The sequence below is a fragment of the Streptomyces sp. Wb2n-11 genome, from assembly GCF_001049855.1.
GTDB classification, from domain to species: Bacteria; Actinomycetota; Actinomycetes; order Streptomycetales; family Streptomycetaceae; genus Streptomyces; species Streptomyces altiplanensis.
The window spans coordinates 4725537-4747391 of the sequence record NZ_CVPB01000001.1; the positions used below are offsets into that span (position 1 = coordinate 4725537).

Annotated in this window: 18 protein-coding genes; 13 read left to right on the top strand and 5 right to left on the bottom strand. The window is 72.9% G+C overall.

The window, feature by feature from the left end; all coding sequences use genetic code 11:
- Positions 1–78 precede the first annotated feature (78 nt).
- The 3 genes from BN1555_RS21415 to BN1555_RS21425 all read left to right on the top strand — a co-directional run bounded on the left by BN1555_RS21415 (position 79) and on the right by BN1555_RS21425 (position 4775).
- On the top strand, positions 79–924 hold the full coding sequence (locus BN1555_RS21415; protein ID WP_093800892.1) for a DegV family protein: 846 nt from the start codon (positions 79–81) through the stop codon (positions 922–924).
- A 567-nt stretch (positions 925–1491) separates the two neighbouring features.
- A complete protein-coding gene (locus BN1555_RS21420) occupies positions 1492–2277 on the top strand; it encodes a ComEA family DNA-binding protein (protein ID WP_369688989.1) in 786 nt (261 codons plus the stop codon).
- On the top strand, positions 2274–4775 hold the full coding sequence (locus BN1555_RS21425) for a ComEC/Rec2 family competence protein (RefSeq protein WP_093800894.1): 2502 nt from the start codon (positions 2274–2276) through the stop codon (positions 4773–4775). The genes BN1555_RS21420 and BN1555_RS21425 overlap by 4 nt, the downstream gene beginning before the upstream one ends.
- A gap of 86 nt (positions 4776–4861) precedes the next feature.
- On the opposite strand, the gene BN1555_RS21430 is transcribed toward BN1555_RS21425, so the two are convergent.
- Positions 4862–5320, bottom strand: coding sequence for a pyridoxamine 5'-phosphate oxidase family protein (locus tag BN1555_RS21430; RefSeq protein WP_093800895.1), 459 nt, complete (start codon positions 5318–5320; stop codon positions 4862–4864).
- 99 nt (positions 5321–5419) lie between these two features.
- On the opposite strand from BN1555_RS21430, the gene BN1555_RS21435 reads away from it, so the two are divergent.
- Positions 5420–6307: an arylamine N-acetyltransferase family protein gene (locus BN1555_RS21435; RefSeq protein WP_093800896.1), complete on the top strand. Its 888-nt coding sequence runs from the start codon at positions 5420–5422 to the stop codon at positions 6305–6307.
- Positions 6308–6424: 117 nt separating this feature from the next.
- Here BN1555_RS21435 and BN1555_RS21440 read toward each other — a convergent pair whose 3' ends face one another.
- Positions 6425–6670, bottom strand: a complete 246-nt coding sequence (locus BN1555_RS21440; protein ID WP_093800897.1) for a hypothetical protein — start codon at positions 6668–6670, stop codon at positions 6425–6427.
- Between the two features lie 57 nt (positions 6671–6727).
- Between BN1555_RS21440 and holA the strand changes: the two genes are divergently transcribed.
- Positions 6728–7711, top strand: coding sequence for a DNA polymerase III subunit delta (gene holA / locus BN1555_RS21445; protein WP_093803541.1), 984 nt, complete (start codon positions 6728–6730; stop codon positions 7709–7711).
- Positions 7712–7940: 229 nt separating this feature from the next.
- Here the strand turns inward: holA and rpsT are convergent, their stop codons facing one another.
- On the bottom strand, positions 7941–8207 hold the full coding sequence (gene rpsT / locus BN1555_RS21450) for a 30S ribosomal protein S20 (RefSeq protein ID WP_093800898.1): 267 nt from the start codon (positions 8205–8207) through the stop codon (positions 7941–7943).
- Positions 8208–8388: 181 nt separating this feature from the next.
- Between rpsT and lepA the strand changes: the two genes are divergently transcribed.
- The 4 genes from lepA (at position 8389) to hemW (ending at position 15781) form a co-directional block, all read left to right on the top strand.
- Positions 8389–10257, top strand: a complete 1869-nt coding sequence (gene lepA / locus BN1555_RS21455) for a translation elongation factor 4 (RefSeq protein WP_093800899.1) — start codon at positions 8389–8391, stop codon at positions 10255–10257.
- A gap of 252 nt (positions 10258–10509) precedes the next feature.
- Positions 10510–12399: an AMP-dependent synthetase/ligase gene (locus BN1555_RS21460; RefSeq protein ID WP_093800900.1), complete on the top strand. Its 1890-nt coding sequence runs from the start codon at positions 10510–10512 to the stop codon at positions 12397–12399.
- 216 nt (positions 12400–12615) lie between these two features.
- On the top strand, positions 12616–14526 hold the full coding sequence (locus BN1555_RS21465) for an ATP-binding SpoIIE family protein phosphatase (protein ID WP_255306446.1): 1911 nt from the start codon (positions 12616–12618) through the stop codon (positions 14524–14526).
- Between the two features lie 22 nt (positions 14527–14548).
- Complete coding sequence (gene hemW / locus BN1555_RS21470) at positions 14549–15781, top strand: radical SAM family heme chaperone HemW (protein WP_093800901.1); 1233 nt, start codon at positions 14549–14551, stop codon at positions 15779–15781.
- A gap of 223 nt (positions 15782–16004) precedes the next feature.
- Here hemW and BN1555_RS21475 read toward each other — a convergent pair whose 3' ends face one another.
- Entirely contained in the window at positions 16005–16835 is an 831-nt protein-coding gene (locus BN1555_RS21475; protein WP_093800902.1) for a DUF3097 domain-containing protein, read from the bottom strand.
- A gap of 41 nt (positions 16836–16876) precedes the next feature.
- Positions 16877–17614 (bottom strand): MBL fold metallo-hydrolase, encoded by a 738-nt coding sequence (locus BN1555_RS21480; RefSeq protein ID WP_093800903.1) that lies wholly within the window; start codon positions 17612–17614, stop codon positions 16877–16879.
- A 184-nt stretch (positions 17615–17798) separates the two neighbouring features.
- Between BN1555_RS21480 and hrcA the strand changes: the two genes are divergently transcribed.
- The 4 genes from hrcA to BN1555_RS21500 all read left to right on the top strand — a co-directional run bounded on the left by hrcA (position 17799) and on the right by BN1555_RS21500 (position 21839).
- Positions 17799–18815, top strand: coding sequence for a heat-inducible transcriptional repressor HrcA (gene hrcA / locus BN1555_RS21485; protein ID WP_093800904.1), 1017 nt, complete (start codon positions 17799–17801; stop codon positions 18813–18815).
- Complete coding sequence (gene dnaJ / locus BN1555_RS21490; RefSeq protein ID WP_093800905.1) at positions 18816–19949, top strand: molecular chaperone DnaJ; 1134 nt, start codon at positions 18816–18818, stop codon at positions 19947–19949.
- A 67-nt stretch (positions 19950–20016) separates the two neighbouring features.
- A complete protein-coding gene (locus tag BN1555_RS21495; protein ID WP_093800906.1) occupies positions 20017–21099 on the top strand; it encodes a nitronate monooxygenase in 1083 nt (360 codons plus the stop codon).
- On the top strand, positions 21096–21839 hold the full coding sequence (locus BN1555_RS21500; RefSeq protein ID WP_093800907.1) for a 16S rRNA (uracil(1498)-N(3))-methyltransferase: 744 nt from the start codon (positions 21096–21098) through the stop codon (positions 21837–21839). Before BN1555_RS21495 ends, BN1555_RS21500 begins: the two co-directional genes overlap by 4 nt.
- The last annotated feature ends 16 nt before the right edge of the window (positions 21840–21855 follow it).

Genomic DNA, 21855 nt, shown 5'->3' on the forward strand with positions numbered 1-21855 from the left:
GGACTGGAACGGACCGGAACGGATCATTGAGCGGGGCCGGACTGCCGCCGGGTGCCCCCGCCGGGTAACCTCCCGCTCATGTCCCGCCATGTCGCGATCGTCACCGATTCAACGGCCTACCTGCCGCAGCAGACGATGGAGCGGCACGGCATCACCGCGGTGCCGCTGACCGTCGTCATCGGCGACCGGGCCTATGAGGAGGGCACCGAGATCTCGGCCCGCTCGCTGGCCCTGGCGCTCCAGAAACGCCGGTCCGTGACGACGTCGAGGCCGAGCCCCGAGGTCTTCGCCGCGGCCTACCGAGCGGTTGCGGAGGCCGGCGCGACCGGGATCGTGTCGCTGCACCTGTCCTCCGAGTTCTCCGGCACGTACGACGCGGCCGTGCTCGCCGCGCAGGGCGCTCCGGTGCCGGTGCGGGTGGTGGACACCGGGATGGTCGCGATGGCTTTGGGCTTCTGCGCGCTGTCGGCGGCGGAGGCCGCCGACGCCGGCGGCACGGTGGACGAGGCGGTGGCCGCGGCGGAGAAGCGTGCGGCGGGCACGTCGGCGTACTTCTACGTGGACACGCTGGACTACCTGCGCCGCGGGGGCCGCATCGGAGCGGCGCAGGCGCTGCTGGGGTCGGCGCTCGCCGTGAAGCCGCTGCTGGAGCTGGACGGCGGCCGTATCGAGATGCTGGAGAAGGTGCGTACGGCGTCCAAGGCGATCGCCCGGCTGGAGGAGATCGTGGCCGAACGGGCACAGGCGCGCCGTGTGGACGTCGCGGTGCACCACCTGGCGGCCCCCGAGCGGGCCGAACGGCTGGCGGGGCGGCTGCGCGACCGGCTCCCCGGGCTGGCGGAGCTGCACGTCAGCGAGGTGGGCGCGGTGATCGGCGCGCATACGGGGCCCGGGCTGCTGGGGGTCGTGGTCTCGCCCCACTGACCTTCCCTCCGCGGTTGCGTGAGGCTGTGGTCTTGTGAGCTGTGGACCGTGAGCCGTGGCCTTGTGAGCTGTGGCCCATGAGCCGTGGACCGTGAGCCGTGGACCGTGAGCCGTGGTCCTGCGGGGTGGCCGGGATATCCACAACCGGCGAGTTCTCCACGGCAATCGTCCATGATCGGCGGCGTCGGGCGGATGTGCCTACCGTCTCGTGGCATGGCTCTCCGATCACACTCCGCAACCAGTGGACCGGGCCGCGCTCCGGCCTCCGACCCCCGGTCGTCCGACGTCCGCTCGTCCGGCATCCGGGCGCGCCACGGGCACGGCCGCGGCGGGCGCCGCTTGCGCCGCCGAGTAGCTGAATCCGTCCGGTCCACGGCGCTGCGCCGCCGCGCGGAGGCGCTCCTGGCGCCCGTACCGCGACCGGTGCGGCCCGTGCGTCACGGCCTCGGACCGCCCGGGCCGGAACCGCTCGTCCGGCGGGGCGGAGGCCGGGCGGCGACGGATGTCCCGGCCCCGCGCCCGTCCCTGAGCCCGTCCGCACCCACACATCAGCCCACGCATCCATCCATGCCCGCACACCCGTCCGCGCCCGCCACCGGGGCGAGCAATGAGGTTCCAGCGCCGGACGGCGAGGGCGCCGGTGGCGGGAGCGTGGGGCGGGTCCGGTCGGCTGTGCGGGAGCGGCTGCCCGTCTGGGTGCAGTCGCGGTGCGGACTCGAACCCAGGACGCTGGCCGCGCTGGCCGTTGTTCTTGTCGTGGCCGCTGGCTTCGCCGCCCAGCACTTCTGGACCGGGCGGCCACAGCCCGTACAGCCTCCGGAGATCGTGGGCGAAGGACCGGCCGCAGCGCGGCCGGAGCCGTCACCGTCGCCGGGGCCGCCCCCGACGGCGGCAGCCGACGGCCCGGGGCCGGACGAGGGGCGCATCGTCATCGACGTCAGCGGCAAAGTGCGGCAGCCGGGCATCCACCGGCTGCCGGCCGGATCGCGGGTCGCCGACGCGCTGCGGGCCGCAGGCGGCGTCAAGGCGGGCGCGGACACCGCGGGGCTCAACCGCGCGCGCCTGCTCATGGACGGCGAGCAGGTGGTGGTGGGAGTGCCCGCGCCGGCCGGGGCCGCCGGGCCGACTGCCGGCGGCGCTCCGGCGTCCGGTCAGGCAGCGGCTCCGATCGGCCTCGGCTCCGCCACCGCCGAGCAGTTGGAGACGCTGCCCGGAGTGGGGCCGGTGCTGGCACAGCACATCATCGACTACCGGACCGAGCACGGCGGGTTCCGCTCCGTCGACGAGCTTCGCGAGGTGAAGGGGATCGGCGACCGCCGGTTCGCGGACCTCCGGCCGCTCGTACGGCCATGACACGCCCGGCGGTTCACGCCGCGTCCGGGCACCGGCTGGGCGCGTCCGACCCCTGGCAGGAAGGGCCTGCGGATCTGCGGCTGGTGCCGCCCGCGCTGGCCGCGTGGGTGGCGGCCGCCGTGGCGGTGGGGGTCTCGGGACGCTGGGCGGCCGGATTCGCGGTGGGGTGCGTGGTCGTGGCGGCCGGACTGCTGGTGGTCCGGGCGTCGCGGGAGGAGCGCGGCGCCGGGGTGCGGCGCGGGCTGAGCATCACGGCCGTCGCTGCCGTCCTGTTGTGCGCGGCGGCAGGGGCCGCCTCGGGCGGGTTGCACGCGGCCGACCTCCACCGTGGCCCCGTGCCGGCCCTGGCGCACCAGTACGCGCAGGTCACGGTGGAACTGACGGTCACCTCGGACGCGCGCACGACCCGGCCCCGGGTGCGCGGCGACCACACGATGCCGAGGTCGGTCGTACTCAACGCCGACGTCACCCGCGTCACCCGCGCCACTGGGCCGGACCGGGCGGCGGCGACCGTGCGTACGCCGGTCCTGGTGGTCGCACCGGCCCGGGACCCGGCGTCCCGGTGGCAGCGGTTGCTGCCGTCCACCGGGCTGCGGATCACGGCGCGGCTCGCGCCCCCGACGGGCGGCGGGGACCGCATCGCCGCGGTGCTGCGCGTACCGGACGGCAGGTTCCCGGAGACCGTACGCCCGCCGACCGCCGTACAGCGCACCGCCGGTGGGCTCAGGGCCGGACTGCGCGAGGCGACCGAGGACCTCGCCCCGGACGCGCGGGCGCTCCTGCCGGGTCTGGTCGTCGGCGACACCTCCAGAGTGCGGCCCGAGCTGCACGAAGCCTTCGAGGCCACCGACCTCACGCATCTTCTCGCCGTGTCCGGAAGCAACCTCACGATCGTTCTGATCCTGCTGATCGGTCCGCCCGGCAAGGCCCTGCGCGCCGAACGGGGAGGGCTCGCCCCGCGTCTCGGCATCTCCCTGCGGGCGACCGCGCTGCTCGGCGGGGCGCTCACGCTCGCCTTCGTCGTGGTGTGCAGGCCCGAACCGAGCGTGCTGCGGGCCGCGGCCTGCGGGCTCATCACACTGCTCGCCATCGGCACGGGGCGCCGCAGGCAGCTGATCCCCGCTCTCGCCGCCGCCGTCCTGCTGCTCGTGCTGTACGACCCGTGGCTGGCCCGCAGTTACGGTTTCCTGCTCTCCGTACTGGCCACGGGCGCCCTCCTCACCATCGGCCCGCGCTGGAGCGCCGCGCTGCAACGGCACGGCATGCCGCCCAGGCTCGCGGAGGTGCTGGCCGCGGCCGCGGCGGCCCAGGCGGTGTGCGCGCCCGTCGTCGCGATGATGGCGGCCAGGGTGAGCCTGGTGGCGATCCCCTGCAATCTGCTCGCCGAGTTCGCGGTGGCCCCCGCGACGGTGCTCGGATTCGCGGCCCTGGCGGTGGCCCCGGTGGCGATGCCCGCCGCCGAGCTGCTGGCCCGGTGCGCCGCGTGGCCGGCCGGGTGGATCGCCTCCGTCGCCCGCACCGGGGCCGCGCTTCCCGGCGCGGAGGCCGACTGGCCGGACGGCTGGCGCGGCGGGCTGCTGCTGGCGGCCGTGACCGTCGTCACCGTGTTCGCCGCCCGCCGGATCCCGCGCCATCCGTGGCTGAGCGCGGGCCTCGCGCTGCTCCTGGTGCTCGCGATCCTGCGGCCCGTGCCACTCACCAGGATCCTCACCGGCTGGCCGCCGCCGGGCTGGAAGTTCGCGATGTGCGACATCGGGCAGGGAGACGCCTCCGTCCTGGCGGCGGGCGAAGGGACGGCCGTGGTCGTGGACGCGGGCCCGGACCCGCAGCGCGTCGACCGCTGCCTGCGCGCACTCGGCGTCACCCGCGTCCCGCTCGTCCTGCTCACCCACTTCCACGCGGACCACGTGGCGGGACTGCCGGGCGTGCTGCGCGGCCGGTCGGTGGGCGAGATCCGGACGACGACCCTTCAGGAGCCCCGGGAGCAGAGCGAGTTCGTCCGCAGGACGGCCGCCACCGCAGGGGTGCCGCTCCTCCTCGCCGGCCCGGGGGAGCGGCGCCGGGTCGGGCCGCTGTCCTGGCGGGCACTGTGGCCGCAGTCCTTCCCGGCCCTCGTCCCCGAAGAGCCGAACGACGCCAGTGTCACGCTCCTCGTCCGCTCCGGCGGCCTCACCCTGCTCCTCCTGGGCGACCTCGAACCCCCTGCCCAGCAAGGTCTGCTGAGGGCCTATCCGGCACTTCCGCCGGTGGACGTCCTGAAAGTCGCCCACCACGGCTCGGCCTACCAGGACCCCGCCCTGCTCGCCCGTGTCCGTCCCCGGCTCGCCCTGGTCTCCTGCGGCCGCGGCAACCCGTACGGCCACCCGTCACCCCGTACGCTCACCGCGCTCCGCACCGGCGGCGCCGCGGTGCTGCGCACGGACACCGACGGGTCGATCGCGGTGACCGGCTCGGGCCCCGGCCTGCGTGCGGCGCCGACGGGCCCGGACGCCCCATAGGGGGCCACGTCGTGCCCGGTGCGTCCGCGGGCCTTTCCCGCCCCGCCCGCCCCTCTCTCCGGGTGCCCTCCACCGCCGGGCACGCGTCAGACAAGCCAGCGGCCCTCGCGCATCAGTTCACGCTCGGCCAGCTCGTTCACCTCGCGCCATGCCTTCACCGCACGTGGTGTGATGCGGAAGTAGAGCCAGGGCTTCCGGTCGCGCGGGTCCCAGCCGTTCAGCTTCGCGGCGAAGGCGTCGGCCGACTCCGGCGCCAGCTCCGTCCCCTCCACCGGTTCGGCGGTGCCCTCGATGTGGACCACGTCCCTGGTGTGCCCGAGGGTGACCCGCACCTCTCCGGCGGGGGTCAGGTTGCGTGCCGTGGGGTTCGTCCGGCGGGTGCACATCAGCAGCGTGCCGCGGTCCCAGACGAAGGACAGGGGGACGAGGCAGGGTTCACCGTCGGCCGACGCCGTGGCCACCCACATGTCGTCGTCCTGCGCCAGCCGGTCCAGTACGTCCTGCTTGCGCTGTTCCCGGCTGCGCGCCGGCTCCGTGGTCGTCATCCCCGTACGTTATCGACGGCCCGCTCCCGCCCGCCTCGGCCGACGGATCTAGGACCAGCGGCCCATGACGTACGGGAACACCCGGGCGAGACTTCAGTCATGGACGCCACGCCTGACACGGACACGGACACAGGTACAGACAGGGGTACGGGTACGGACACCAGCCCCCCGGACACCGACGCCTACCTCCGCCGCACCGGAGCCGCCCGCCCCGCGCGCCCCGACGCCGGGGCCCTGCGCGACCTTCACGTCCGGCACCTGCGGACCGTCCCTTTCGAGAACCTGTCCATCCACCTCCGCGAGGACATCGTGCTCCGGGCCGAGCCGCTGCTCGCCAAGGTCGTGACGGCCCGCCGCGGCGGCTTCTGTTACGAGTTGAACGGTGCCTTCACCGAGTTGCTGCGTGCCCTCGGCTTCCGCGTGACCCTGCTCCAGGCCCGCGTCTTCGGCCCAGACGGTGTCCTCGGCATCCCGTACGACCATCTAGCCCTGCGCGTCGAGACCGACGACGCCACCGGGCCCTGGCTCGCCGACGTCGGCTTCGGCGACCACAGCCACCACCCACTGGCACTCGACGGGCGCGGCGACCAACGGGACCCCGGCGGTACGTTCCGGATCACCGAGGCGCCCGAGGGCGACCTCGACGTACTGCGGGACGGCAAGCCGCAGTACCGCCTCGACCAGCGCCCGCGCGTCCTGGCCGACTTCGAGGCCGGCGCCTGGTGGCACCGCACCTCACCCGCGTCCCCCTTCGTGCGTTCCCTCGTCTGCTCCCGCCTCACCGCCGACGGCCGGGGCCGGGTCACCATCAGCGGCGGCAAGGACGGCGTCCGGCTCGTGACGACCGTGGACGGCGAGCGCACCGAGCTGCCCCTCGCCACCGAAGCCGAGACTCTCGCCGCCTACCGCGACCACTTCGGCATCACCCTCGACCGCGCCCCCCGGCCCCGGCCGACCGGAACGGGCAACGGCGCCCCGGGCCTCTGACGGCAACGGCGCCAAGGAGTCCGGGAGGGAGCAGGGAGCAGGGAGCAGGGAACGGAGAACGGAGCAGAGAGCAGAGGGCAGGATGCAGGGGGCGGAGGACAGGGAACAGGGACAGGGCTAGGGGCGCTCCAGCCACCCTTCGTACTCGCCGGCCAGCGCGTGCAGCTCCCCGGCGTCGAGCCTGCCGTTCGGGTCCTCCACCACGACCAGCCACTGCGCGTCCTCGGCATCGTCCTCGCCGGCCAGCGCGTCCCGTACGAGCTGCGGTTCCTCAACGGCTCCGAAGCGCTCGCAGACCTCCACGGCCACCTCCTCCGCGGCATCGCGGTCGGGCAGTACCAGTACGTGTCTCACATCGCTCACCTGCCCATTCTCCAATACGGACAGGGCTGTCAGCGGGTCATGGGATGCTGGACCACGATGGCCACCAGGAAGAATTCGACCGACGACCCGCTCGCCCCCGTCACCCTCGCCGTGGGGCAGGAGGACCTGCTGCTCGACCGCGCCGTGCAGCAGGTGGTGGCGGCCGCCCGCGCCGCCGACGCCGACACCGACGTACGCGACCTCACGCCCGACCAGCTCCAGCCCGGCACCCTCGCCGAGCTGACGAGCCCCTCGCTCTTCGCCGAGCGCAAGGTCGTCGTCGTGCGCAGCGCGCAGGACCTCTCCGCCGACACGGTCAAGGACGTGAAGTCCTACCTCGAAGCCCCTGCCGAGGAGATCACGCTCGTACTGCTCCACGCGGGCGGAGCCAAGGGCAAGGGGCTGCTCGACGCCGCCCGCAAGGCAGGGGCCCGCGAGGTCGCCTGCCCCAAGACCACCAAGGCCGCCGAGCGCCTGTCGTTCGTACGGTCGGAATTCCGCACGCTGGGCCGCTCCGCGACCCCCGAGGCGGGCCAGGCCCTGGTCGACTCCATCGGCAGTGACCTGCGCGAGCTGGCCAGCGCCGTGGCGCAGCTCGTCGCCGACGTCGAGGGGACGATCGACGAGGCCGTCGTCGGGCGGTACTACACGGGCCGCGCCGAGGCCTCCAGTTTCACGGTCGCCGACCGCGCCGTGGAGGGCCGGGCGGCCGAGGCCCTGGAGGCCCTGCGCTGGTCCCTGTCCACCGGCGTCGCCCCCGTCCTGATCACCAGCGCCCTCGCCCAGGGCGTACGGGCCATCGGCAAGCTGTCCTCCGCCCGGGGCGGCCGCCCCGCCGACCTCGCCCGCGAACTCGGCATGCCCCCGTGGAAGATCGACCGGGTACGGCAGCAGATGCGCGGCTGGACGCCGGACGGCGTGGCCCTCGCGCTGCGGGCCGTCGCCGAGGCCGACGCCGGCGTCAAGGGCGGTGGCGACGATCCGGAGTACGCGCTGGAGAAGGCGGTCGTCACCGTCGCCCGCGCCGCCCGCCACAGATAGCGGCGCAACAGCGGTTCAGCAGCAGCACGAAGGCCCCGGCCGCCGTCCTCGGGAGGAGGACGGGCGGCCGGGGCCTTCGAGTGAAGCCCTGAAGCCTGTCAAAGCCTTGATGCGCCGCACCCGCGTGGCGAACGCAGGCCGCGTGCGGCGCGAGGTTGCCGGATCAGGAGCGGAAGAGAGGGCCCGCTGAGTCCCTACCGGCGATCGTGCGGGTCGTGCAAGCGGATGCTCAGCCCTGCAGGGAGGCAACCTTGTGCGCCAGCGCCGACTTCTTGTTGGCGGCGGCGTTCTTGTGGATGACTCCCTTGGAGACTGCCTTGTCGAGCTTGCGGGAAGCCTCGCGGACGGCCACGGTGGCCTTCTCGAGGTCACCGGCGGTGACAGCCTCACGGGCCTTGCGGATCGACGTCTTGAGCGCAGACTTGACGGCCTTGTTGCGCAGGCGCGCCTTCTCGTTCGTCTTGTTCCGCTTGATCTGGGACTTGATGTTCGCCACGAAAGAGCCTCTACAGGTTCGTTGGATCTTCGATGAGCGTCCCGCCGCTCAGAAGGCTGCGAGACACAGCTGCTCAGCGTACCAGCGGCCCGCCGGGCGGCCCAAACCGAGGCCCGCCCGCCGTCCGTGGGACCATGGAAGCTACGTATCGATCCAACATCGCCCCGAGACGAGACCCTGCGTGCCCGCGACTCCTACCAACGTGCCCGAGCCGAGCCGTACCGACCCGGCGCTGATCCGCAACTTCTGCATCATCGCGCACATCGACCACGGCAAGTCCACGCTCGCCGACCGGATGCTCCAGCTGACCGGTGTCGTCGACCAGCGGCAGATGCGTGCTCAGTATCTCGACCGGATGGACATCGAGCGCGAGCGCGGCATCACGATCAAGTCCCAGGCGGTCCGGCTGCCCTGGGCGCCCACCGAGGGTCCGGACGTGGCCAGGACCCACATCCTGAACATGATCGACACTCCGGGCCACGTGGACTTCACGTACGAGGTCTCGCGCTCGCTCGCCGCGTGCGAGGGCACGGTGCTCCTCGTCGACGCCGCCCAGGGCATCGAGGCGCAGACCCTCGCCAACCTCTACCTGGCGATGGAGAACAACCTCACCATCGTCCCGGTGCTCAACAAGATCGACCTGCCGGCCGCCCAGCCGGAGAAGTTCTCCGAGGAGCTGGCGAACCTCATCGGCTGCCAGCCGGAGGACGTGCTGAAGGTCTCCGCGAAGACCGGCCTCGGCGTGGACGCGCTCCTCGACCGGGTCGTACGCGACGTGCCGGCCCCGGTCGGCGTCGCCGACGCGCCCGCCCGCGCGATGATCTTCGACTCGGTGTACGACTCGTACCGCGGCGTCGTCACGTACGTACGTGTGGTCGACGGCCAGCTCAACAAGCGCGAGCGCATCCGCATGATGTCGACCAACGCGACCCACGAGCTGCTGGAGATCGGCGTCTCCTCCCCGGAGATGACGCCGTCCGACGGCATCGGCGTCGGCGAGGTGGGCTACATCATCACCGGCGTGAAGGACGTCCGTCAGTCCAAGGTCGGTGACACGATCACCTCCATGAACAAGGGCGCCACCGAGGCCCTCGGCGGCTACAAGGACCCGAAGCCGATGGTCTTCTCGGGCCTGTACCCGCTGGACGGCTCGGAGTACCCCGACCTGCGCGAGGCCCTCGACAAGCTCCAGCTCAACGACGCCGCCCTGGTGTACGAGCCGGAGACCTCCGCGGCGCTCGGCTTCGGCTTCCGCGTCGGCTTCCTCGGCCTCCTGCACCTCGACGTGATCCGCGAGCGCCTGGAGCGCGAGTTCGGGCTCGACCTGATCGCCACCGCGCCCAACGTGGTCTACCGCGTCGTCATGGAGGACGGCAGGGAGCACACGGTCACCAACCCGAGCGAGTTCCCCGAGGGCAAGATCTCGGACGTGTACGAGCCGGTCGTGCGCGCCACGATCCTCGCCCCGAGCGAGTTCATCGGCGCGATCATGGAGCTCTGCCAGACCCGCCGCGGCACGCTGCTGGGCATGGACTACCTCTCCGAGGACCGCGTCGAGATCCGCTACACCCTCCCGCTCGCGGAGATCGTCTTCGACTTCTTCGACCAGCTGAAGTCCAAGACGCGCGGTTACGCCTCCCTCGACTACGAGCCCACCGGTGAGCAGGCCGCGTCCCTCGTCAAGGTCGACATCCTGCTGCACGGCGACCGGGTCGACGCCTTCTCCGCCGTCACGCACAAGGACGCGGCGTACGCGTACGGCGTGCGGCTCGTCGCCAAGCTGCGCGAACTCATCCCGCGCCAGGCCTTCGAGATCCCCATCCAGGCAGCCATCGGTTCCCGCGTCATCGCCCGCGAGACCATCCGCGCCATCCGCAAGGACGTCCTCGCCAAGTGCTACGGCGGTGACATCTCCCGTAAGCGGAAGCTGCTGGAGAAGCAGAAGGAAGGCAAGAAGCGGATGAAGATGGTCGGCAGCGTGGAGGTCCCCCAGGAGGCCTTCATCGCGGTGCTGTCCAGCGACGACTCCGGCGGTGGCAAGAAGAAGTAGCCGCGGGAACGGCGGAAGCGGCAGAAGAAGCAGCCACGCCGACAGCACGCGAAAGCGCCCGTCCGCACCGCGGACGGGCGCTTTCGCGCAGCATGGGAGGGCGGTGGACCGGCGGTCCGTTCCGTTATGAAGCCGCGCGCCGCATCCTCTTACGCCCCGGGCCCGTGCGCTTTACTCTGATCACCACTCGAAGGTTACTCGCCAGTTAAATACCAGCCAGTCGTGCAGCATGCCGCAGGCCCGGAGGACGTCGTGAGCGACACACAGACCTTGATCGAGAACCGGCCGCCGTCGGTGGCGGCCCTCTTCGTTGAGCGCGTAACAGCCACGCCCGATGCCGAGGCATACCGCTACCCCGTACCGGCCGCGCCGGGGCGGGGGGCCGACTCCTGGAAGTCGCTGAGCTGGGGGCAGGCGGCCGAGCGCGTGTACGCCATCGCCGCAGGTCTGATCGACCTCGGCGTGCAGCCGGAGGAACGGGTCGCGCTCGCCTCCAACACCCGGGTCGAGTGGATCCTCACCGACCTCGGCGTGATGTGCGCCGGCGCCGCGACGACCACGGTCTACCCGTCCACCAACGCCGAGGAGTCCGCCTACATCCTGGCCGACTCCGAGAGCCGGGTGCTCATCGCGGAGGACGCGTCGCAGCTCGCCAAGGCACGGGAGCGCCGGGCCGACCTGCCGAACCTCGCCCACGTCGTCGTCATCGACGCCAAGGACGCCGAGCCGGCCGAGGACGACCCCCAGGGCTGGGTGCTCACGCTCGCCGACCTGGAGGCGCGCGGGGCGGCCCACCTGGAGAAGCACCCGCGGGCCGTCACCGAGCGGGTCGACGCCATCACCGCCGACCAGCTCGCGACGCTGATCTACACCTCGGGCACCACGGGCCGCCCCAAGGGCGTACGGCTGCCGCACGACTGCTGGTCGTACATGGCGAAGGCCACGGTGGCCACCGGTCTGATCAGCGCGACCGACGTGCAGTACCTCTGGCTGCCGCTCGCCCACGTCTTCGGCAAGGTGCTGACCTCGGGGCAGATCGAGGCCGGGCACGTCACCGCCGTCGACGGCCGGGTCGACAAGATCATCGAGAACCTGCCGGTGGTCCAGCCGACGTACATGGCCGCCGTGCCCCGCATCTTCGAGAAGGTCTACAACGGTGTCGCGGCCAAGGCGCGGGCCGGCGGCGGTGCGAAGTACAAGATCTTCCAGTGGGCCGCCGAGGTCGCCCGCGAGTACGCCAAGGTCACGCAGGACAACTTCCGCCGCACGGGCACCGCCTCCGCGCCCTTCGGGCTGACCGCCAAGCACAAGGTCGCCGACAAGCTCGTGTACGCCAAGATCCGCGAGGCGTTCGGCGGCCGGCTGCGCGCCTGCGTCTCCGGCTCGGCCGCGCTCGCGCCCGACATCGGCTTCTTCTTCTCCGGCGCCGGCATCCACATCCTGGAGGGCTACGGACTCACCGAGTCCAGCGCCGCCTCCTTCGTCAACCCCGGCGAGGCGTACCGCACCGGCACGGTCGGCAAGCCGCTCCCCGGCACCGAGGTGCGCATCGCGGACGACGGCGAGATCCTGCTGCGCGGCCCCGGCATCATGCAGGGCTACCACCAGCTGCCCGAGAAGACCGCCGAAGTGCTGGAGTCGGACGGCTGGCTGCACACCGGGGACATCGGCGAACTGTCCGTCGACGGCTACCTGCGCATCACGGACCGCAAGAAGGACCTGATCAAGACGTCGGGCGGAAAGTACATCGCGCCCGCCGAGGTCGAGGGCCGGTTCAAGGCGGTGTGCCCGTTCGTCTCCAACATCCTGGTGCACGGCGCGGACCGGAACTTCTGCACCGCGCTGATCGCGCTCGACGAGCCGACGATCCTCGGCTGGGCCGAGGAGAACGGCATGGGGGGCAAGTCGTACGCCGAAGTCGTCGCCTCCGAGAAGACCGAGGAACTGATCGAGGGTTATGTGAAGCGGCTCAACGAAGGGCTGCAGCGCTGGCAGACGATCAAGAAGTTCCGTCTGTTGCCGCGCGACCTGGACATCGAGCACGGCGAGCTGACGCCGAGTCTCAAGCTCAAGAGGCCGGTCGTGGAGCGTGAGTACAAGGACCTGATCGAAGAGATGTACGCGGGGTCGCGCGAGGCGTAACCGGCGGCGGGGCGCGCGGACGGAGCCGGTCACGGCACCGCCCGCGCGCTCTTTCGTAGGCCACTTCGGTGACACCGTGCTTATGAGCGGCGCCGGTCTGTCACTCTGTTCCATGGCGCCGGCGGCGCCATCACAGAACCGACGGGGAGCCGCACTGTGGGGTCCATTCCGAGACAGCGGGAGACCACCTACCGCTCGACGCACCTTCCGGGCAGCCTGCCCGACGCGCGCTCGGTCGCCTGGACGAGCCTGCCCGGGAACCCGCTCGCGCCGGCCGCCGCGCGGCGGTTCGTCCGGGCCGCGCTCGCCGAGTGGACCGGACTCGGGCTGCCGGCCGCCGACGGCTTCACCGACCGGGTCGCCGACGACGCGGTGGTCCTCGTCAACGAACTGGTGACCAACGCGGTCGTCCACGCGGGCACCAACGTCGAGCTGGTGTGCCACCTGGAGGAGGCGACGGACGACGATCCCGCCGCGCTGGTCGTCGAGGTCTCCGACCACCACCCCGCCCGCGTCGTGCACAACGATCCCGAGGGAGGGCCCGGCCCGGCCGGACGGGGCGGCCAGGAGTTCGGGCGCGGCCTGCACCTCGTCGCCGCCCTCTCCGTGTGCTGGGGCGTCACCTACCGCACCGGCCTGAAGACCGTCTGGGCCCGGATCGCGGTCGAGGGCGCACACCCGGCCCTGCCGGCCGGACCGGCGGACAGCGCCGGCCAGGCCCTGCAGCGCGGGCTGCGCGCCGCCGAGATCCTGGCGCCCGTGCCGCGGCGGACGGCGCGCGAGTACGACAGCGACTGGATCAACCGGGGCGCGCTCTCCTTCCTCGCCGAGGCGTCCGACCTCCTGACGGGCCAGTTCGACGAGGACATGATCGCGGCGCTCGCCGCCCAGCTCCTCGTGCCGAGGCTCGCGGACTGGTGCGCGGTGTGGCTGGAGGAGGAGGGCGCCGCGCCGCGGCTCGCCCGCGTCTGGCACCAGCGCGAGAGCAGCATCGAGGAACTGCGCAGGTGTGTCGAGAAGGAGCCGCCCCGGGCGCCCGGCTCCGCGCGCGGCGGGCCGGTGCCCGTGCCGTGGCCCGCCCCGGGCGATACGGACGGCAGCGACGGCGCCGCGGTCGCGTACCGGCTGATCGCGGGCGGACGCGGGCTCGGGACGCTGGTGCTGGGGCAGGCGGGGGTGACCCGGATGCCGGACGAGGTGACCGGCCTCATCGAGGACTTCGTACGCCGGGTCGCCCTCGCCGTCGCCGCCGCCCGCCAGTACACCCGGCAGGCCACCATCAGCCGCGTCCTGCAGCGGGCCCTGCTGCCGGGACAGATGGCCGACATCCCGGGTGTCGCGAAGGCCCTCGTGTACGAGCCGCGCGGGCAGGGCGTCGCGGGCGGCGACTTCTACGACGTCTTCCCCGGCGCGAGCGGCAGCTGGTCCTTCTCGCTCGGCGACGTCCAGGGCAACGGACCCGAGGCGGCGGTCGTCACCGGTCTCGTCAGGCCCTGGCTGCGGCTGCTCGCGCGCGAGGGCCGGGCGGTCGGCGAGGTCCTCGGCCGGCTCAACGGGCTGCTGCTGGACGACGCGGTCGAGACGGCGGAAGCCACGGCCAGACTGGCGGCGGCAGCGGCCGCCGTGGCACCCGTGGCACCCGGGGCCGGCATCACGGGAGCGGCCGGTGCCGGGGCGGCGGCCGGGCTGTGGGAAGCGCCGCAGCCCCGCTTCCTCTCGCTCCTGTACGGCGAGCTGGTGCCGTTCGCGGCCGAGGACGGCGGCGGGGCGCGCTGCACGCTCGCCTGCGCGGGGCATCCGCTGCCGCTCCTCCTGCGGCCCGACGGGAGCGTGCGGCCCGCCGCAGCCTCCCAGATGCTGCTCGGGGTCGTCGACGGCGTCACGTACGAGAGCGAGACCTTCGTCCTGGAAGCGGGCGACACCCTGCTCTGTGTCACGGACGGCGTGACCGAGCGGCGCTCCGGGCGGCGCATGTTCGACGACGCGGACGGGCTGGCGGCGGCGCTGGGGCGGTGCGTGGGGCTGAGCGCGCAGGGGGTCGCAGAAAGGATCATGCGCGAGGTGCACGACTTCTCGCCGACGCCGCCCGACGACGACCTGGCGCTGCTCGTCCTCCAGGCGATGTGACCGGAGCTGTGACAATGGGGGCATGCCTTCTGTACTGCCCGACGGTGAGCCCATGCCCGAAGACGGGGCGCTGCCGCCGCACGCCCTGGTCGGCGCGGCCGAGCGGCCGCTCGGCTTCTACCTGCACGTTCCGTACTGCGCGACGCGCTGCGGCTACTGCGACTTCAACACTTACACGGCGACCGAGCTGCGCGGCTCGGGCGGTGCGCTGGCCTCGCGCGACAACTACGCGGACACCCTGCTGGAGGAGGTGCGCCTGGCCCGCAAGGTCCTCGGCGACGACCCCCGGCCGGTACGGACCGTCTTCGTGGGCGGGGGGACGCCGACGCTGCTGGCGGCCGGGGACCTCGTACGGATGCTGGGAGCGATCCGGGACGAGTTCGGGCTCGCGGACGACGCGGAGATCACCACCGAGGCGAATCCGGAGTCGGTGAATCCGGCGTATCTGGAGGAGCTGCGGGAGGGCGGCTTCAACCGGATCTCGTTCGGGATGCAGAGCGCGAAGCAGCACGTGCTGAAGATCCTGGACCGTACGCACACGCCCGGGCGGCCGGAGGCGTGCGTCGCGGAGGCGCGGGCGGCGGGCTTCGAGCACGTGAACCTCGACCTGATCTACGGCACACCGGGGGAGTCCGACGCGGACTGGCAGGCGTCGCTGGACGCGGCGGTCGGAGCCGGCCCCGACCACGTCAGCGCGTACGCCCTGATCGTGGAGGAGGGAACGCAGCTGGCGCGGCGGATCCGGCGGGGCGAGGTGCCGATGACGGACGACGACGTACACGCCGACCGGTACCTGATGACGGAGTCCGCGCTGTCGGCGGCGGGCTTCGAATGGTACGAGGTCTCGAACTGGGCCACTTCGGACGCGGCGCGGTGCCTGCACAACGAGCTGTACTGGCGCGGGGCGGACTGGTGGGGCGCGGGTCCGGGCGCCCACAGCCACGTGGGCGGGGTGCGGTGGTGGAACGTCAAGCACCCGGGCGCGTACGCGCAGGCGCTGGGGGACGGACGCTCGCCCGGAGCCGGGCGCGAGGTGCTCCCGGCGGAGGACCGGCGCGTGGAGCGCATCCTGCTGGAACTGCGGCTCGCGGACGGCTGCCCGCTGTCCCTGCTGGCCCCGGCGGGGCTGGCGGCGGCGGAGCGGGCGCTGGCGGACGGGCTGCTGGCGGGCGGGCCGTTCGGCGAGGGGCGGGCGGTCCTGACGCTGCGGGGGCGGCTGCTGGCGGACGCGGTGGTCCGGGACCTGGTGGACTGACCCGGGGCGCGGGTGCGGGGGTGCCGACGGCGCCGTTCCCCCACCCGCGCCTCCCGGTACCGGGCACCCCACCCCCCGGGCACCCCCCGGGCACCCCCCGGGCCCCCAGCCCCCTCCGGGCGTGTCCTCAACCGCGTGAGGGGCTCGGACCGAGCCCCTCACGCGGCGGAGCCGCACAAGGTCCCAGCGGGAAGGGGCGGCCCGTACCCCCGTCACGTCCCCGTCACGCGCCGGGCGGCGCCGTAACGAAGTCGATCAGCTCCTCCACCCGCCCCAGCAGCGCCGGCTCCAGATCCCGGTACGAACGGACCGACGCCAGGATCCGCTGCCACGCCGCCCCCGTGTTCTCCGGCCAGCCCAGCGCCCGGCACACGCCCGTCTTCCAGTCCTGGCCCCGCGGGACCACCGGCCAGGCCCCGATGCCCACCGCGGACGGCTTCACCGCCTCCCACACGTCGATGTACGGGTGGCCGACGACCAGGACGTTCGCGCCCGTGACCTGCGCCGCGATACGGGACTCCTTCGAGCCCGGCACCAGGTGGTCGACCAGGACACCGAGCCGCGCGTCCGGGGCCGGGGCGAAGTCCGCGACGATCGCCGGGAGATCGTCGACGCCCTCCAGGTACTCGACGACCACGCCCTCGATGCGCAGGTCGTCGCCCCAGACCCGCTCGACCAGTTCCGCGTCGTGGCGCCCCTCGACGTAGATCCGCCCGGCCCGCGCCACCCTCGCCCGCGCCCCCGGCACGGCCACCGAACCCGACGCCGTACGGGCGGGCCGGACCGGAGCGGCGGAGGCCGGGCGCACCAGGGTGACGACGCGGCCCTCCAGGAGGAAGCCGCGCGGCCGCATCGGGAACACCCGGTGCTTCCCGAAGCGGTCCTCCAGGGTCACGACCGGCCCTTGCGCCGTCTTCTCGCACCGGATCACCGCACCGCAGAAACCGGTGGTGACCTCCTCCACGACAAGATCGGCCTCGGCGGGGACTTCGGGGACGGGGGCGGTCTTCTTCCACGGCGGGGTGAGATCGGGCCCGTACTGTCGGCTGCGCATTCGGCCGACGATAGTCCGGTGCGCCGGTCCGGTGCGCTTCGTCACACGGCGAAACGGGCCGCCAGCGCGTCGCGTTGCGCGCGGACGTACGCCGCGTCCACCACCGCCCCGTGCCCCGGCACGTACGCCGCCCTCTCGCCGCCCAGCGCCAGCAGCCGGTCCAGGGCCGCCGGCCAGTGGGACGGGTGGGCGTCCGGGCCGGCCTGGGGAGTGCCCGACTCCTCCACCAGGTCGCCGCAGAAGACGACCTCGGGACTGCCCGGCACCAGTACCGCCAGATCGTGACCGCTGTGTCCGGGGCCGACGTTCGCCAGCAGCACCTGGCGGCCGCCGCCCAGGTCCAGCGTCCACTCACCGCAGACCATGTGGTGCGGCGCGACCAGGACGTCCGCCGCCTCCGCCGCCGCGCCCCGGTCGACCCCGTGCCGCACGGCGTCGTCCCGCACCGCATCCCGCTCCCGCCGCAGCAGTTCGTCGACGCCGACCGCTCCGTACACCTCGGTTCCCGCGAACGCGGCCGTGCCCAGGACGTGGTCGAAGTGGGGGTGGGTGAGAGCGATATGCGTCACTCTCCGGCGGGGGCCCAGAAGCCGCTGTGCCTGGGCGCGGAGCTCCGCACCCTCGCGCAGTGTCGCTCCCGTGTCGATCAGCAGCGCGGAGCCGCAGCCCTCGTCGTCCCCGGTCACCAGGCCCACCGTCGCGTCCCAGACCGGCATGCGCCGCCGTCCCACCCCCGGTGCGAGCCGTTCCCAGCCTGCCTCTTCCCAACTGACGTCCATACCGCGACGCTAGTCCCATCCCCGGGGCCCCCGCCCGCTGAACAGGGCCGTCGCGGGGTAAGGTGACCGGCCGCCCTTGCTAGGTATGCACCTCGCCGCCGTACACTGGCCCGGGGGATTGCTGGCACTCCCCCGCAGCGAGTGCCAGGCAGGCGCCAACGATCGACAGCTGGAGGTGTGCGCGATGCTCAGCGAACGCAGACTCGAGGTGCTGCGCGCCATCGTCCAGGACTACGTGGGCACCGAGGAACCCGTCGGCTCCAAGGCGCTCACCGAGCGGCACAAGCTCGGCGTCTCCCCGGCCACGGTCCGCAACGACATGGCCGTCCTGGAGGACGAGGGCTTCATCGCCCAGCCGCACACGAGTGCCGGGCGCATCCCGACGGACAAGGGCTACCGCCTGTTCGTCGACAAGCTCGCGGGCGTCAAGCCCCTGTCGTCGCCCGAGCGCCGCGCCATCCAGAACTTCATGGACGGAGCGGTCGACCTCGACGACGTGGTGGCCCGTACGGTCCGGCTGCTCGCGCAGCTGACCCGGCAGGTCGCCGTGGTGCAGTACCCGTCGCTGACCCGTTCGACGGTGCGGCACGTGGAACTCCTCCCGCTGGCCCCCGCCCGCCTGATGCTCGTGCTCATCACGGACACCGGACGGGTCGAGCAGCGCATGATCGACTGCCCCGCGCCCTTCGGCGAGACGTCCCTGGCGGACCTGCGGGCCCGGCTCAACAGCCGGGTCGTGGGACGCCGATTCGCGGACGTACCGCAGCTGGTGCAGGACCTCCCCGAATCCTTCGACAAGGAGGACCGGGGAACCGTTGCGACGGTTCTTTCCACCCTCCTGGAGACTCTGGTCGAGGAGACCGAGGAGCGGCTGATGATCGGCGGTACCGCCAATCTCACCCGCTTCGGACATGATTTCCCCCTCACCATCCGGCCGGTGCTGGAGGCGCTGGAGGAGCAGGTCGTGCTCCTCAAGCTGCTGGGTGAGGCAACGGACTCGGGCATGACCGTACGAATCGGGCACGAGAACGCCCATGAGGGGCTCAGCTCCACGTCCGTCGTCGCGGTCGGCTACGGTTCGGGCGACGAAGCAGTCGCCAAACTCGGCGTGGTCGGACCGACCCGCATGGACTACCCCGGAACGATGGGAGCGGTACGCGCAGTGGCACGTTACGTCGGACAGATCCTGGCGGAGTCGTAAGTGGCCACCGACTACTACGCCGTACTCGGCGTACGCCGCGACGCATCCCAGGACGAGATCAAGAAGGCATTCCGGCGGCTGGCGCGCGAGCTCCACCCGGACGTGAATCCCGACCCCAAGACGCAGGAACGCTTCAAGGAGATCAACGCCGCCTACGAGGTGTTGTCGGACCCGCAGAAGAAGCAGGTCTACGACCTCGGCGGCGACCCGCTCTCGCAGGCGGGCGGCGGAGCCGGCGGCTTCGGCCAGGGCGGCTTCGGGAACTTCTCGGACATCATGGACGCGTTCTTCGGAACGGCGTCGCAGCGCGGCCCGAGGTCGCGCACGCGGCGCGGCCAGGACGCGATGATCCGGCTGGAGATCGACCTCAACGAGGCGGCCTTCGGCACGACCAAGGACATCCAGGTCGACACGGCCGTCGTGTGTACGACGTGCTCGGGCGAGGGCGCCGCTCCCGGCACCTCCGCCCAGACCTGCGACATGTGCCGCGGCCGCGGTGAGGTCTCGCAGGTCACCCGGTCCTTCCTGGGCCAGGTCATGACCTCGCGCCCCTGCCCGCAGTGCCAGGGCTTCGGCACGGTCGTACCGACCCCGTGCCCGGAGTGCGCCGGTGACGGGCGTGTGCGCTCGCGCCGGACGCTGACGGTCAAGATCCCGGCCGGTGTCGACAACGGCACGCGGATCCAGCTCGCGGGCGAGGGCGAGGTCGGCCCCGGCGGCGGCCCCGCCGGCGACCTGTACGTCGAGATCCACGAGCTGCCGCACGCGGTGTTCCAGCGGCGCGGCGACGACCTGCACTGCACGGTTACCATCCCGATGACGGCGGCGGCGCTGGGCACGAAGTGCCCGCTGGAGACGCTCGACGGGACGGAGGAGATCGACGTCCGTCCGGGCACGCAGTCCGGCCAGTCGATCCCGCTGCACGGGCGCGGTGTCACGCACCTGCGGGGCGGCGGCCGCGGCGACCTGATCGTGCACGTGGAGGTGCTGACCCCCACGAAGATGGACCCGCAGCAGGAGGACCTGCTGCGCCAGCTCGCGAAGCTGCGCGGCGAGGAGCGCCCGACGGGCCAGTTCCAGCCCGGGCAGCAGGGTCTGTTCTCGCGCTTGAAGGATGCGTTCAACGGGCGGTAGGCGCGCGCCCGCCAAGGGCCGGAAGCCTCGATTCGGCGCAGTGCGGAGGGCATGAAACTATGCGTTCATGTCCTCCGCACTGACCGATCTTTTCCGTTATCCGATCGTGCAGGCCCCCATGGCGGGCGGCGCCTCCAGTCCTCAGCTCGCCGCCGCCGTCTGTGACGCCGGCGGTCTCGGGTTCCTCGCCGCCGGGTACAAGACCGCGGACGGCATGTACGAGGAGATCAAGCAGCTGCGGGGCCTGACCGGCCGGCCCTTCGGCGTCAATCTCTTCATGCCGCAGCCGAGCCACGTGGACCCGGCCTCCGTGGAGGTCTACCGTCACCAGCTCGCCGGTGAGGCCGACTGGTACGAAACCCCCCTCGGCGAATCCGACAACTGCACCGACGACGGCTACGAAGCCAAGCTCGCCATCCTCCTCGACGATCCCGTCCCCGTCGTCTCCTTCACCTTCGGCTGCCCCGCCCGCCCCGTCCTCGACTCCTTCGCGAAGGCCGGCACCCTCACCGTCGTGACCGTCACCACGCCCGAAGAGGCCCAGGCCGCGCAGTGGAGCGGCGCCGACGCCGTGTGCGTCCAGGGCATCGAGGCCGGCGGCCACCAGGGGACGCACCGCGACGACCCCCAGAACGACGGCGCGGGCATCGGCCTGCTCTCCCTCATCACGCAGGTGCGCGAGACCGTGCAGCTGCCGATCGTCGCGGCGGGCGGCCTGATGCGCGGCGCACAGATCGCCGCGGTCCTCGCGCTGGGCGCGGACGCGGCGCAGCTCGGCACGGCGTTCCTGGTCTGCCCCGAGTCCGGTGCCAATGTCCTGCACAAGCAGGCCATGACCAACCCGCTGTTCGTCCGCACGGAACTCACCCGGGCCTTCTCGGGACGCCCTGCCCGTGGCCTGGTGAACCGCTTCATGCGTGAGCACGGCCCGTACGCCCCCGCCGCCTACCCCCAGGTGCACCACATCACCTCCGGCCTGCGCAAGGCCGCGGCCAAGGCGGGCGACCCCCAGGGCATGGCGCTGTGGGCGGGGCAGGGGCACCGGATGGCGCGCGAGATGCCCGCCGGGCGGCTGGTCGACGTCCTCGCGGCCGAGACCGACGCGGCCCGCGCGGCGCTGGCCCTGCGCGGCGCGGGCGGTGCGGCATGACGGCGCCGGTGTTCGTCGTCGACGCCGTACCGGCGAAGGGGCCGTACGTACTGGAAGGTCCCGAGGGGCGGCACGCCGTCTCGGTGCGGCGGCTGCACGCGGGCGAGGACGTCGTGCTGACGGACGGGCGCGGCACGGGAGCGGTGGCCGTGGTGGTGGCCGCCGAGGGCAAGGACCGGCTCGTCGTCGAGGTGACGGACGTGACGGCGGAGCCGGAGCCGTCCCCGCGCATCACCGTCGTACAGGCACTGCCCAAGGGCGACCGCGGTGAGGTGGCCGTCGAGACCATGACGGAGACCGGCGTCGACGCGATCGTGCCGTGGCAGGCGTCGCGCTGCATCACGCAGTGGCGCGGCGACCGGGGCGCCAAGTCCCTCGCCAAGTGGCGGGCCACCGCGCGCGAGGCGGGCAAGCAGTCGCGCAGGCTGCGCTTCCCCGAGATCGCGGACGCGCTGACGACCCGGCAGGCCGCCGCGCTCGTGGCCACGGCGGACTTCGCGGCCGTACTGCACGAGGACCCGTCGGCGGGCAGCGGGACGCTGGCCACCGCGGACCTCCCCGACGCGGGTTCCATCGTGCTCGTCGTGGGGCCCGAAGGGGGCGTGTCCCCGGAGGAGTTGGCGGTCTTCGCCGGAGCCGGGGCCGAACCGTACCGGCTGGGGCGCAGTGTGCTGCGTACGTCGACGGCCGGCACGGCGGCCGCCGCGCTGCTGCTGGGGCGCACCGGCCGCTGGTCCTGACGGGACATTTCCCGCC